Raw genomic sequence first — 13,561 nt, 5'->3', positions numbered from 1 at the left:
GGCTTGCTGGCGGCCTCTCAAGCGTGTATCCAACGTTGTTTCCCAGACAATCGGGGTATAGCGCAGCCTGGTAGCGCGGCAGTTTTGGGTACTGCAGGTCGTTGGTTCGAATCCAGCTGCCCCGACCAAAAAAATCAAACACTTCTATCATTTTTTAGCGTCCCAAATCTTCCCAGAAAGTCGCGTCGGGAAGACCATGGGAAGCTTCAAAAATATTTTTCTAGGGGGAGGGCGGGGAGTGATGCCACACGACCAAATCAAACTGACCCTCGGCGTGCTGGCTGCTGTTTTTGGGCGGGCTGCGGTCGGGCTTTGGATCTTTGCGTCGTATCAGCGCGTGGCGCCCGAAACGAAAAGCCGGTTTGCATCTGAAGATGTCATGATCGGTATCGTCGACCAGAATGGGCGCGCGATCGATGTCATAGCAACAGCAGCTCGGCAGACTTACTGGAACGGTTGGGCGGCTCTAACAGCGGCCGCGGCCGCTGTCTGCCAGTTACCGATTGCGTTCCTTTAGTTCCTGGGAAGGCCCCGCCACGACTCTAGGAAGGGCGTTGGTGAGTCCGGGATTCGCGGGCTGGAATTGCCGGGCTGAGCCCGGCTATCGCATGCCCACAAGCCGCGGCTGCCCGGAGGATTCTCGGGTGGCAAGACTTGCGGCCCGCAATGTTAGGACACGCGCCTCGCGAATATTTCACGCCTGCGGCGTTTTTCTGCCTTGACCCTGCCACCGTACCGGCCGGAGAGCGGCAGAGCGTGAGCCAATGAGTTACTATCGATTTGCCGAGATCGCGATCGCTCTCTGCTTTGGTCTCACTTTTGCGCTCGTCGGCTGGTGGGAAATGGCAGAACCGATTTGGCGCGAAGAGTCCTCAGGCTCCGCCGAAGAGTGGCTGGAAGTCGCTTCGGCAACGCTTATCGGCTGTGCAACTCTCGTGGGCGCACTCTTTGGTATTTATGAGGTGCTGCGCAGAGACTGAATTGCGGCTGGTCCGTTTGGGATTTGCGGGCTGTCAGGGTACCGGTCGGTCCCGGCCACCGAATCCCGGCTTGCCGCACGGCTCGCCAGCGCTGCCCGGCCCGGTAGCGCGCTGAACCGGGTTCCGACGAAAGTCGTTTTAGGCCGGCTTTCGCTATCTAGGGCTTCATGGGTTGAGCGCGGGCAGCGCCCTTTCTGGCTTTACCGCCAGACGCCTGGCGATCGCGCGCGGCGATCAGTTCTTTCTGAAGCTTCAACCGTTCGTCGGGTGTCATGGCGGGCTTTTCGCGCTTCGGCGGCAGATCTTCTACCGGGAGATAAACGCTTGCTTTCGGAGGCGCCGGTGCCTCAGCCCGCGCGTCCATCAGTGATGAGCCAGCAGTTGAAGTCGCGCACCCGCCAAGCGAGAGGCTCGACAGCAGCAGCGCTGCCGCAGCAAACGCCGTTATCTTTCGCTCATTCGACACATACGCAACACCCATGGATGGTCGTTCCACGAGCATTGCGGGCCAATTATGACCGTCAGCCGCGGGGCCGGTGCGGTTCCTCATTAGCGCAGCGCACCGATGATGCCCTCGAAATGCAAAAGCCGCCGCTGGGTTGAGATCAGCGACGGCTATTCTTCAGCACACGTGGCGGCCCCGTGTTCTCCGGGCGTGAACAAGGTTCCAGTGATCTCGGGAGTCATCCGGGACAATGGAGATTGGTCTACCGCTTTCATCTGCGCAACGGCGCTCAAGGGCCGTGAGCGTGCCTTAGGCTTTCGAGGCCCGCCTCGATCACCGCGATCTCTTCATCGATCTGGCTGATCGGCAAGCTGAAGTCGAAGCCCGCTCGAGCCTTGAGGTCGACGGCCAACCTTTGACGATGCATCATGAGATCCTCCAGCCCTAGGAAGGCCGCTGGTGAGCCCGCGATTGCGGCTTCGGAGGTTGGGGCGGCCTTCCGGGCCGCCGCTCGCCCGCCCGAATCAAAAAGAAACGGCCCCAGCGGGGGCGAGCTGGGGCCGAGTGGGCTTAGAGATTGTACCGGAATGGGGGAAACCGGCACGGTTCTGATGTAGGCTCGCGATCCGCCGTCGCCATTAAACTGTCCGTGACGGTGGACTATTTTGAAATCACGAGTGGTCTATTTCGGCCAGTGCCAGACAGCACGACCTCGTGGACTGCAACCCTGCTCGAAATGGTCAAGCGCGGCGTTGGTCCCGTGAAGGCTACGCCAAAGCGCGAAGACCAAATTTTGAACGATCCTCGCCAAAGTACTGGCGCATTAGGGTCCGTTACTGAACCGGTAGGTGGGGGGTTGCCGGAGGCGGCAAGGAGCGGTGTCTCCGCAGTCCGGCTGCTGTCATCTGCACCGTCGTTCGCCGGATGTACGCTTGCGACGGCTGCGGATGCGGCAGGCCTAAGCGGTTTCTCCGGTGCGATGGAAGGCAATTCGGTTTTCGAGCGGATGGCCATCTACTAAAATCGACAATGCTCCGGGCGAGCTGGTCCCCGCGGCTGTAAGTTTCCTTCGCCTGGCCACTTTTTTGAGCGGGGCCGCATGCCAAAGGACTAGCGAGGATTGTGCGTCTTGCATGGAGTAGTGCCATGGCGACTGAACTTCAAACCAAAGTGGAGCAGTACGAGACCAAAGCCGCCCAGTGCGAAGAACGGGCTCGGCAGGCGACGGATGGGCCCCAGCGCGCGTTCTATGAGGTGCTTGCTCGTTACTATGGCAAGCTGGCAACGGACTTCCGGCAAGTCATCGAAAAACGGAAGGCCGCGTAGTTGGCTGTCACGAGGTCGCCTCGAAGGCCCGGCTCCAGCCCTTGTTCTGCTCGTCGACCAAAATGGCGGTACGATCCCGTCACTGCGCTTTCTTATAATCCCAGCGGTCTGGGCGCCTCAACTTAAACCATGGGGCTTGGAGGGCGTCACTTCCTGCTAGATCTAATTGCGCCAACCGAAACTTTGCAGGAACGATGGTGCCTGGGCATTTTGCACGGACTGGTCCTGTGCTCGTGCATCTTGTACGGGCGCGACTTGTACCCGTGAATTTTGCTCCCGCCTGACCCCTGCTCGGGGATTTTGCTCCCGCCGGATCTCTGCCCGCGCATGTTGCACGGGCCGGACCCTTCGGTGCTTTTGCATGGGCCGGACAGGTGCTCGGGCATTTTCCCCAACCTGTGCTCGGGCATTTTCCCCAACCGGTGCTGGGGCATTTTGCACAACCTGTGCCGGCGCATCTTGAACGGGCTGTACGGGCGCGACCTGTGCCCGTGTATCTTCGTCGGCGGCCCAAGCTTGGAATTGCATCAACGAGGCTTCAGCTGGTGGCTGACTGATTTCGGTCTGACTCTGATCGGCAGGTCCAGAAGCGGCAGCAATTTCGTCGCGCGTCGGCGCGTCCCCTGCAGTCGGCGGCAAATCCTGAGTGCCGGCGGTTGATTGAATTGTTGGCGTCGATTGACCGGTGCCAGGCTGGAACGCCGATGTGTCGAACAGCGAGGCCGTGACGTTCGTAAAGAGCACGACTGGATTTCCCACCGATAGAACCGCGATACCGATCGCTGTCGCCGTTATAACCAAAATACTCGTCTTGAGGATTCGCGACGAGATAACCGCCCCGTCCCAAGCTTTCCCGATATCCGGCTGCTCGGGTCCTTCGGCATGTTCGGCGAGAAAGCGAGGCAAAGGATGGTCCGGGGTAAAACCGTCTTTCGTCGGCATTGGGTGATGCCTCCTCTTATTGTTCTTGTTGACCGGTACCCTGTATCGAGGTCCAAAAAGCGACAATCACCGCCACGATTTAGGAGAAATCTTGATTTCACCGGGGTTCGGGAACCGCCACGTCCCGCCCTTCAAGGGCACCGCGCAGTCGGGGCCCCACTCAGGGAAATACGGTAAATTTACCGCCGCAGTTTTTGGTTGGTGTCCAACTCTCAATCGCTTTGCAATCTATGCATTAAAGCCGCGATTGACGTCATCAACATTTGAAATGCAAATCGAAGAGACTCTGCCAAAAGATAACCTTTGGCCGCCTCGGCCGGCGGCCCCGTAGTTCTCCGGGAGTGAACAAAGTTCCAGCGATCTCGGGAGAGATCCGGGGTACAATGGAGATTGGTCTACCCGCTTTCATCCGCGCGATGGCGCTCAAGGGCCGTGAGCGCGCCGTAAGCTCGCGAGGCCCGCCTCGATCACCGCGATCTCTTCATCGATCTGGCTGATCGGCAAGCTGAAGTCGAAGCCCGTTCGAGCCTTGAGGTCGACGGCCAACCTTTGACGATGCATCATGAGATCCTCCAGTCCTCGGCGGTTGTTTAGCCGGACATAGACGTCAACGATTTGCTGGATTGCGTTGGACATGGTGCTCGCCGCGCACGAAAAGCCCGGCGAGAAGGCCGGGCGATCGCAAGTATTCTCTTAACGTGATTGAATGACGGCGATTTAAGCGAGAATCGCTGGCCGCGTCTGTGCAGTTTGTAACACAGGAACCTACTCGGAGCCCTCGAGCTTGCTGCCGCGGCCGAGCGCGAATTGACCGACCGGGCCCTCGACGTGGAATTCGATCCCCGTCATCTTCGCGAACAGATCGATATTGCTGGTGCCGATCGCACAACCGCCCAGTCCCATATCGGTCGCCATCAGGTAAAACGTCTGGATCAGGACCCCCGCGTCTTTCAAGATGAGCGAGTGGGCGATCGACGCGTACTTCCACGAGACCCGGCCAAAGCGCGCGGCGATCGTGATCAGGATCGGGGGCGCGGCTGAAGCACCCATGGCAAACGCGGCCGTGCTCAGCATCGCTTCGAGTTCATGGGGCCGAGTCTCGATCGCCACCAACGCGTGCCCGCCGGCATCGTAATGATAGAAGCCCCGCGCAAGCCCTTCGCACTGGGCGACGGCCAGATAGAGCTCGAGCTCGTAACTGCTGCCTCCCGATGGATATCGCCTCGTGGTGTATTCGATATCCGGACCGTGGTCGTCAAAATCGGGCTTGCTGGTCCAATTCGACTGCACGCGCGCGGTTCGGTTGAGAAACTGCGAAAGCTCGGCGAGCGTGATCGGTTGCGCGTCGTCGAAGTCGCGGGTCGAATGACGTTCCTGCAGCAGTTGGGTGAACGGTGAGTTGGGAGCCGCAGCCGCGGTCGAAAACGCGTCGAGGTCAATTTTCTTCCCGGGCCAGTGCGGCCGCACCGCCGGCAGCGGAGAGATGACGCCGGCAAAGGGATAAAGCCCGCCCAGCGGATTGGACTGTCGGCCCTCGGTGCTGCGCGCGTGGAACAGCAGATCATGAAAATCCCACATCACGAGGTTGTCGTCTCCTTCGGCCGCTCGCAGATCATCGCTGGCGGCATCGACCTTGAACAGGATTTCGCAATCCAGCAGCAGCGTGAGAAGCTCGGCGCCTGGAAAGCCGTCCTGCCGCCGGAGCCAACTGATTTTTCTCGGCGTCGACAACGCCGCAAGGGTGGACGCAATCCTCGGATCGCAAATTCGGAACAGCGCGCCGGCGCGCGGCGATTCCAGCACCATCTCGTTGCCGCGCCGTCGCAGATAGGCAAAACGCGACAGCGCGATCGTCTCGGTATCGTTTGGTTTTGTCGTTCGCGGCCAATAATCGGGAAGCTGCGGTTCGATGACGACCTGATACTTCTCGTGATGCGAATGCGCCAGCCGATACTCGAGGAGACCGCGCCTGGCCAGCCTGTGGACCAACAGATCGATCTCCTTGTCGGTAGCGCTGCCGTGGTCCGAAAACGAGGAGAGGGGCAATCCTGTGCGCAGCGCCTGGGCGCGATCTACCGCACCGGCGCTGAACTTCCCGAGGCCGACCGAATAATCGTCGAAGCAGGCGGCGATGGTTCCGTCCGCTTGGGCTTCGAGCCTGACGAGAGGGTTCAGCCAAGCCGAAACGGCGGACGCTGCGATCTTTCGCCCTCGCTTTTTTTCGGGAGCGCGCAAGCCGGATGCCCCTTTCAGGTGTGGGGAAGGAACGGCGTGAGTTCGCTTTCCGGCAAGGGGCGATCGAGCAAACCGAGCTTTACCGGAACGTCATAAAGCCGGCCCGGCCCAAAACGGCGATAGAAATGCCGCAGTCCCGGCACGATCACCCGCGCCACCGATACCTCGACGTCCGGTCGGGTCTGATCGAGCACGAGGAAATCGTAGCCGGCGCGCCGGGCGATCTCGACGCAGGCCTTGACCTGATCGCGCACGTCGTCGAGCGGAACGTTCATGCCGAGTTCCGGCGCAAGGATCGGACGGCTCGCCGGGATCAGGAACGGATAATTCTCCAGGCGCAACGGCGTGAGGCCGTCGAGGCTCGACTTGTCGCCGCTTGCGTCGCCCATCAGGCCGATCGACAGGAACTGGCTCAGCTCGGTCAGCGAGCGCAGCAGTGCGATGCGGCGATCGAAATGCGCGCCGGAACCGAACTCGATATTCTCCTGGCCGTCTTTCATCCAGTGCATGATCGCGACATAGGTGGGAACGCCGAGATCGCTGGTGACGTCGAGCACCCACAGTCTGCGTCCGGCATCGGTAAATTGGGTCTTGATATCGCGGATGTAGAAATCGTCGAACTGGCTGAGATCGACTTCCGATCGCTGTGACCGGTTGTACCACCAGATCGCGTAGGCGTCGCGCTCCACCAGTTCGAGGAAACCCTGGACGATGGCCTCCTGGAGCGTATTGCCGGCGGCGCAGCCGTTGGAATCGGTGTGGAAGTCCCGGTAGAAGAAGTACATCAGGCCGGTCGGCAGATATCTGAAGCGCTGGTCGCGCAACGACCAGGCCGGCGACCACTCGGTTTTCGCCTTGATATCGAAGGGCTCGGGAACCTGATGCGAACCTTCGTCCTCGTGATTGTGCCTGGTTCGAAACTGCGTTTCGCTGAAGTGCTGGACGTCGTTGGGGAGGATGGCGTCGCCTTGCGGAAAATCCGTAAAACGTCGCGTCAGCCTGATCTCGTCACCCTGGAAAATTCCCGAATAGCGCTCGATCGCTTCCATCAGCGCGCTGGCTTCGGCCTGCTCCGACGTCGAGCCTTTGCCGAAGCTGCCGCCACTCAGTCCCGATCGCAGTTGATCGACGCTCGTGGCCGGCGCGGAAAAATTATGCTGCGCGAAGAAATTGTTGTTCATCGGCAGATCGGCTTCGATCCGCTCCAGCCGCGTGACGACGCCCGTGAGCGGGCTGACGTGCTGTCGATAGCGCGAAACCGTGGTGCGCGACGACACCGAGCGATATCCGCCGCTGGTCATGATCAGCTTGGCGCTGGGCCCAAGCTCGACCGGCTTCGGCGCGCGGCGCGGGTTCTGCAGTTTCTTGCTGCCGCAGGTCGGGCATTGCGGGCGGCGCGCCACGTAGTGCTTGGCAATAGTCGCCCCCGACAAGTCGAAGCTTGCAACATGGTCGCTCAAATCGGTACGAAATCCGGACGCGATCGCCTTGGCGATTTCGACGGCCGCAAATTGGATCGCGCCCTGTCCGAACGTCTTGCGGGCAAGCGGTGAAACGGCGACGGGCCGCGCCGATCCTCGCTCGAGGAACCCCTTGATCTCGCGATTCCTGATCATGCGGTCGAACAGGCAGGTCCAGCAGGCGCTTTCGCCCGGCGTGAACACCGGTCCCACCAGCGGGAAGACACCGGCAGGTTGCACCAGCAACCATGGCGTCTTGCCTGACACACGTTGCTGGTTCAGCTCACCCAGGCGCTGCTCCAGATAATCGTTCACCAGCGTGATCGTCAGGTCAGGTGAGCGGTCGACGAGGCGAACACCGAGTTCACCGAGCGCTGCGGCAAGCTGCTTTGCGCCCTCCACGTCGATTGATTCGATGCGCACCCGGCAATTCCCCAGGTTTTCTTCCGCAACATCCGCGGGTAGCCCGAGGCTTGCCCAATAGCCGGCGACCGTGCCTGCGGAAGCCTCAGATGCCGGCACAAGATAGCGCCGCTCGGTCAGCCGCTTGAGCGCTTCTTCGATGATATCGGACGGAAATTTTGTTCCGAGCTCGCGACGAAGCGCTGACGCGCTCTTTCCACGCTCTCCGATGGCCGCGGCCAGCGCGCAATAGAGCTCGCCGTGAAGGAAGAATTTCCGGTCCTCGGAATAAAGGCAGACGACGTCTGGAGGCAGCACATAGGCGGTGAAATTCGCCGCGAACCGCAGAATGTCCTCCTTGGGGCGCCGCGTTCCGCGGCTACTCTTGGTCTTCTTGCCTTGGCGATTCATGATTTCAGCACGCGCATTTTACAAATCACTCCGAAGCGCCGCGCAACAGGCAGATGACCGCAGGAACATGGATGTCCGGCTGGCGCTAGCATTGTTTGAAAAGGTTGGAAACCCGGGAAGCCATCGCCGCCGCGCCTGCCTGCGCGCGGACGATCCGCACGCGGCCCGCGGAAGGCAGAGATTCCGGGCAAAACAGACATGGAACGGCAAACATAGAATGACAAGACATAGAATGGCCGGGTCGACCTTGTCGGACCCGGCCATCTAGACATCCGTGCGTCAATCGTGTCGGTCCTAGGCGCCGCTAATCAGCAAATGCGGCAGTAGCCCCATGACACGCAGCAAGCTCCGCCCCCGCAGCCGCCGCACCCGCAACCTCGGCAGGCCCTGCAGCCTCGGCAACCGCCGCAACCTCTGCAGCCGCCGCATCGGCAACCCCAGGCGAGCTGTGTGGCGCCGCTCCGGGTCGCTCCCGCGTTCTCCTTGTCGAAGAGATGGAACGTGGCGAGGCTGACGTCCGCGATTTCTTCTTCACCGAGCGTGATGGCCTGACTGGGTGAAAAACTATTGGTCTGCTGGATGTCCGTCGGCACGGCCGATGCGTTTGCGCCCCCCGCTAGCGAAAAAGTCAACCCGACGGCTCCCAACGCCGGTACGGCAGCTTTGGTAACGCGCTTCCGCTTCGAAGCTTGCTTCACCCGTGACATCGTCGCATCCTCCATACCTGTAAAAGATTTTCGAGTTCAGAGTGTCGCGATTGTACGCTTGGCAAATGCAGCACGCAAGACTGGTGGCACACACGATCATGCGACCAACAATGCGACGCAGCGCATTCAGCATTCATTCATGTTGATGAACGATACCAGCGCGTTCTATGCATCCACGATGTCCATGATCGATCTTTTTCGCGACAACCTCAACGCGCGAAGCGCCTTCGTGCGGCAACGGTTTCCAGCTCGAACGGAGTAACCGAAATGGTCGGTCATCACGGACATTTCGTCTGGTACGAGCTGCTGACGACGGATATCGCGGGCGCGAAAGCGTTCTACGGCGAGGTCGTCGGCTGGGGCGCGCGGGACGCGTCGACACCCGATCTGGCCTATACGCTTTTCTCCGCCGGCGAGGCTCCCGTGAGCGGGCTCATGGAGCTGCCGGAGGAGGCGATAAAAATGGGCGCGACGCCGCGGTGGGTCGGGTATGTCGCGGTCGATGACGTGGACGAGACCGCCGACCGAATCAGGCATCTCGGTGGCGCCGTTTACGTCCCACCCACCGACACCAACGTCGGCCGTATCTCCGTCGTTGCTGATCCGCAAACGGCTACCCTTGCGTTGATCAACGGGCTCAAGCTCCGCACATCGCAGCCCGCTGAGTTCGACAAACCGGGCCGCGTGGGCTGGCATGAGTTGGCTGCGGCCGATTGGAAGAAGGCGTTGGCCTTTTACGGCGAGCTTTTTGGCTGGCAGCAAACCGACGACGAAACGCCTCGGCTGGATTCGTATCGGTTGTTCTCCGCCGACGGGCAGACCATCGGCGGCATGTCCACCAAACATCCGAAGGTGCCGGTCCCGTTCTGGCTCTATTACTTCAATGTCGGCGACATCGACGTTTCAGCGGAGCGCGTCAAAAGCGGTGGCGGCCTGATCTTCCAGGGCCCAACGGAAGTGCCGGGCGGCAACTGGATCGCCCGATGCGTCGACCCTCAGGGCGCCATGTTCGCGCTGCAGGGACTGCGTAGCCAAGCTAACGTCGGGCGAACTCCCGCCGCCGAAGTCCCAGCCTCGGAACTCGGCTGGTCCGCCGAATGGGACGGGATTTCGTCGAAAGGCAGACTGGTGGTCCCCAAGCCCAAAGATTGAGGCGTGGAGATCGGGTTCGTAGTCAGCCAGCCCCTATCATCCAGCTTTGGCAACAGCCACCTTGGGCAGAGGCTTGTCCTGCTTTTTCGACCAGGAGATGTAATAGGCGACGATGGTCATGATCGCGATGCCGGCGACGCTCACGAGAATCTGCGCCAGCAGCGAGCCCGAGCTCAAAATCAGCGCGAAATGTCCGACAAAGGACAGGAACACGCCGACGCAGAACACCGCGAGCGACTGCTGACCGCAGACGATGACGGGATCGAACATCTTCCATTCCAGGCCCGGCCAGTCCTTGGGCACAAAGCGGATGACCAAAATCACGATCACCACGAAATGCAGGAAGCGATAAGGCGCAAGATTGGTCTTGTCGTTGGGATTGAAGGCCGAATAGAGCCAGTGTGGAAACAGCGCGCCAAAATCCGGAAACTTGCCCGCCATCGTCATCACCAGGCCAAAGATCAGATAGGCGATGCAGAAGTAGAGCGTGTAGGGCGAATTGATGATCGACAGCGATTTCCTGGCGCCGCCGAGCGCGCACCATGAGCCGAATACGAACAGCACCTGCCAGGCGAACGGATTGAAGTACCAGGTTCCAGCGGGATAGGCCCTGAAATTCCAGCCGAAATGGCGGGCGGTGAGCCACAGCGCGATAGAAGCCAGCATGGTCCAATTGGGCTGGCGCAGGGTGATCCACAAAACCGGCGGAAACAGTCCCATCAAGACGATATAGAGCGGCAGCACGTCGAGATTGACCGGCTTGAATTTCAGCAACAATCCTTGCCGCAGCGTTTCGGTCGCATTGTCGACTAACCCTGCGACATTGAACTCGTTGATGATCTCCGAATCGCCGAACCGCAGAGCGAGATAGCTGATCGAGGCGATATAGATCACGAACAGAATGATGTGCGCGACATAGAGCTGCCACACCCGCTTGGTGAGGCGGGTGGCGCCGACGATGAAGCCGCGTTCGATCATCATCCGGGCGTAGACAAAGGAAGCGGTATATCCGGAAATGAAAACGAACAGATCCGCGGCGTCGCTGAAACCGTAGTTCCGTGTGGTGATCCAATTGACGACATTATCCGGAATATGGTCCAGAAAAATCGCCCAATTCGCGACCCCGCGAAACAGGTCGAGCCGGAGATCGCGTCCTTTTTCGGGGAGGGTTGCGTTGATTTTCATGGCTGCCGTTTGGGATGCTTTTGAGAGAACCGAGCGGCGGGACAACAGCATCGGCCGGGCGGGCGGCCAAGATTGTCACAGCGCAGCATAATGACTATACCGGTTGCGGAAAATGTTCCATCCAGGGCCGGGAATCATCGATAAAATTCCTGCAAAAATGTCTCTATACTATCCCGGCCGCTTCCACCACGCGCTCATTCCGCAAATCCCACGCCGCAAATCCCACGGGGCCCGCTGATCCATGACCGTCGCACGCATCTTTAAGCCCGCCAAAAACGCGATGCAATCGGGCACCGCCAAGACCAAGGAATGGCAGCTCGATTTCGAACCCGAGAAGCCGCGCGAGATCGAGCCTTTGATGGGCTGGACCTCTTCCCGCGACATGAAGCAGGAGCTCAGCCTTCGCTTCGATACCAAGCAAGAGGCGGTGGCCTATTGCGAGCGCGAGGGCATTCCCTATCACGTGTTCGAACCGAAGGAGCCGGCGCGCCGCCAGGCCGCTTATGCCGACAATTTCGCCTTTCGGCGCGTCGAACCCTGGACCCATTAGGGGCGCGATTTCCGGCGCCGCCCGGCTTTGCCACCCCGGCCTTCTCACCTCGGTTTTCTCTTTAGGGAGCAAAAGTTCTGGGTTGCCTAAGGCGGCGGCGCAATGACACCATGACGCCAGCCCAATGCCGATTGCGGCGCACAATAAACTGCCAAAGGCCATGCCGCTTCATTCCACGACCGACCCCGCCTCGTCCGATTTTGCCCGCAACGCCGAAACGATGCGGGCGCTGGTCGCGGAACTGCGGCAAAAACTCGATTCGGTTGCCGGCGGCGGCGGCGCGGCGTCCCGCAACCGTCACACCGCGCGCGGCAAGATGCTGGCGCGCCAGCGCGTCGATCTCCTGATCGATCCCGGCACGGCGTTTTTGGAGCTTTCGCCGCTGGCGGCCTATGGCCTTTATGGTGGCGACGTGCATTCCGCGAGCATCGTCACGGGCGTCGGGCGGATCGCGGGCCGCGAATGCGTGATCGTCGCCAATGATGCGACCATCAAGGGCGGCACCTATTACCCGATGACGGTTAAGAAGCATCTGCGCGCCCAGGACATTGCCCGGCAGAACAATCTGCCCTGCATCTACATGGTCGATTCCGGCGGCGCGTTTTTGCCGCAACAGGACGAGATTTTCCCCGATGAGCGGCATTTCGGCCGCATCTTCTATAACCAGGCGCAGATGTCGGCCGCCGGAATCCCGCAGATCGCGATCGTGATGGGTTCCTGCACGGCCGGCGGGGCTTATGTCCCGGCGATGTCGGACGAGAGCATCATCGTACGCAATCAGGGCACGATCTTCCTCGGCGGACCGCCGCTGGTGAAGGCCGCGACCGGGGAGGTCGTCACCGCGGAGGAACTCGGCGGCGCCGACGTGCATTCGCGGCAATCCGGCGTCACCGATCATTATGCGCAGAACGACGCCCATGCGATCGGCATCGCGCGGCGCATCGTCGCCACGTTGAAGCCGCCGGCGCGCGCGGCCCTGAACATGCGCGAACCGCGCGAGCCGTTATATGCGCGCGAGGAAATCTATGGCGTCGTTCCCGCCGACGGGCGCAAGCCCTACGACGTGCGCGACATCATCGCCCGCGTGGCCGACGGCTCGGAATTCGACGAATTCAAGAAGCTCTATGGCCAGACCTTGATCTGCGGCTTCGCTCATATCTGGGGCTATCCGGTCGGCATCATCGCCAATAACGGCATCCTGTTCAGCGAAAGCTCGCTGAAGGGCGCGCATTTCATCGAATTGTGCTGCCAGCGCAATATCCCGCTGGTGTTCCTGCAGAACATCACGGGCTTCATGGTCGGCAAGAAATACGAGGCCGGCGGCATCGCGCGCGATGGCGCCAAGCTGGTGACGGCGGTGGCGACCGCGGGTGTTCCGAAATTCACGGTCGTGATCGGCGGCTCCTACGGTGCCGGCAATTACGGCATGTGCGGCCGTGCCTACAGCCCGCGCTTCCTCTGGATGTGGCCCAACGCGAAGATCTCCGTGATGGGCGGCGAGCAGGCCTCGATGGTGCTGAGCCAGGTTCGCCGCGACAACATCGAGGCCAAGGGCGAGACATGGTCGGCGGCGGAGGAGGACAAGTTCCGAGCGCCGATCCGCGCCCAATATGAGAGCCAGGGCAGTCCCTATTACGCGACCGCCCGGCTCTGGGACGACGGCGTGATCGATCCCGCCGATACCCGGCTCGTGCTCGGCCTCGGGCTGTCGGCATCGGCCAACGCGCCGATCGAGCCGACGCGGTTCGGCCTGTTTCGGATGTGAT

The 13,561-nt window shown here is 60.8% G+C and carries 14 protein-coding genes and 1 tRNA gene; 8 read left to right on the top strand and 7 right to left on the bottom strand.

All coding sequences use genetic code 11. The annotated features are described in order from the left end of the window. Positions 1 to 51: 51 nt before the first annotated feature. From B5526_RS00765 to B5526_RS37280, 3 genes are all read left to right on the top strand, one after another. Positions 52 to 128 (top strand) — tRNA-Pro (locus B5526_RS00765). Positions 129 to 238: 110 nt separating this feature from the next. Continuing rightward, a complete protein-coding gene (locus tag B5526_RS00760; protein WP_154071058.1) occupies positions 239 to 517 on the top strand; it encodes a hypothetical protein in 279 nt (92 codons plus the stop codon). Between the two features lie 247 nt (positions 518 to 764). Further along, positions 765 to 980: a hypothetical protein gene (locus B5526_RS37280; RefSeq protein WP_154071057.1), complete on the top strand. Its 216-nt coding sequence runs from the start codon at positions 765 to 767 to the stop codon at positions 978 to 980. Between the two features lie 157 nt (positions 981 to 1,137). Here the strand turns inward: B5526_RS37280 and B5526_RS00755 are convergent, their stop codons facing one another. Further along, positions 1,138 to 1,461: a hypothetical protein gene (locus tag B5526_RS00755; RefSeq protein WP_079536118.1), complete on the bottom strand. Its 324-nt coding sequence runs from the start codon at positions 1,459 to 1,461 to the stop codon at positions 1,138 to 1,140. A gap of 253 nt (positions 1,462 to 1,714) precedes the next feature. Further along, positions 1,715 to 1,897, bottom strand: coding sequence for a hypothetical protein (locus B5526_RS00750; protein WP_079544591.1), 183 nt, complete (start codon positions 1,895 to 1,897; stop codon positions 1,715 to 1,717). A gap of 674 nt (positions 1,898 to 2,571) precedes the next feature. Between B5526_RS00750 and B5526_RS00745 the strand changes: the two genes are divergently transcribed. Beyond that, positions 2,572 to 2,751: a hypothetical protein gene (locus B5526_RS00745; protein WP_079536117.1), complete on the top strand. Its 180-nt coding sequence runs from the start codon at positions 2,572 to 2,574 to the stop codon at positions 2,749 to 2,751. 162 nt (positions 2,752 to 2,913) lie between these two features. Here the strand turns inward: B5526_RS00745 and B5526_RS37275 are convergent, their stop codons facing one another. From B5526_RS37275 to B5526_RS00725, 4 genes are all read right to left on the bottom strand, one after another. After that, positions 2,914 to 3,693 (bottom strand): hypothetical protein, encoded by a 780-nt coding sequence (locus B5526_RS37275; RefSeq protein WP_154071056.1) that lies wholly within the window; start codon positions 3,691 to 3,693, stop codon positions 2,914 to 2,916. 423 nt (positions 3,694 to 4,116) lie between these two features. After that, positions 4,117 to 4,329 (bottom strand): hypothetical protein, encoded by a 213-nt coding sequence (locus tag B5526_RS00735; RefSeq protein WP_079536113.1) that lies wholly within the window; start codon positions 4,327 to 4,329, stop codon positions 4,117 to 4,119. Between the two features lie 129 nt (positions 4,330 to 4,458). Next, positions 4,459 to 5,928: a SagB/ThcOx family dehydrogenase gene (locus B5526_RS00730; protein ID WP_079536112.1), complete on the bottom strand. Its 1,470-nt coding sequence runs from the start codon at positions 5,926 to 5,928 to the stop codon at positions 4,459 to 4,461. 14 nt (positions 5,929 to 5,942) lie between these two features. Further along, a complete protein-coding gene (locus tag B5526_RS00725; RefSeq protein WP_079536110.1) occupies positions 5,943 to 8,201 on the bottom strand; it encodes a TOMM precursor leader peptide-binding protein in 2,259 nt (752 codons plus the stop codon). A 579-nt stretch (positions 8,202 to 8,780) separates the two neighbouring features. Here B5526_RS00725 and B5526_RS37270 point away from each other — a divergent pair. Next, entirely contained in the window at positions 8,781 to 9,170 is a 390-nt protein-coding gene (locus tag B5526_RS37270) for a hypothetical protein (RefSeq protein WP_154071055.1), read from the top strand. Between the two features lie 5 nt (positions 9,171 to 9,175). Further along, a complete protein-coding gene (locus B5526_RS00710; RefSeq protein WP_079536106.1) occupies positions 9,176 to 10,060 on the top strand; it encodes a VOC family protein in 885 nt (294 codons plus the stop codon). 36 nt (positions 10,061 to 10,096) lie between these two features. On the opposite strand, the gene B5526_RS00705 is transcribed toward B5526_RS00710, so the two are convergent. Then, a complete protein-coding gene (locus B5526_RS00705) occupies positions 10,097 to 11,245 on the bottom strand; it encodes an OpgC domain-containing protein (protein ID WP_079536104.1) in 1,149 nt (382 codons plus the stop codon). A 241-nt stretch (positions 11,246 to 11,486) separates the two neighbouring features. Between B5526_RS00705 and B5526_RS00700 the strand changes: the two genes are divergently transcribed. After that, positions 11,487 to 11,795, top strand: a complete 309-nt coding sequence (locus B5526_RS00700) for an ETC complex I subunit (protein ID WP_079536103.1) — start codon at positions 11,487 to 11,489, stop codon at positions 11,793 to 11,795. Between the two features lie 160 nt (positions 11,796 to 11,955). After that, on the top strand, positions 11,956 to 13,560 hold the full coding sequence (locus B5526_RS00695; protein WP_079544590.1) for a carboxyl transferase domain-containing protein: 1,605 nt from the start codon (positions 11,956 to 11,958) through the stop codon (positions 13,558 to 13,560). Position 13,561 lies beyond the last annotated feature (1 nt).

The sequence above is a fragment of the Bradyrhizobium lablabi genome, from assembly GCF_900141755.1.
In the GTDB taxonomy this organism is placed as follows: Bacteria; Pseudomonadota; Alphaproteobacteria; order Rhizobiales; family Xanthobacteraceae; genus Bradyrhizobium; species Bradyrhizobium lablabi_A.
This window is presented reverse-complemented; position numbering and strand designations above follow the sequence as displayed.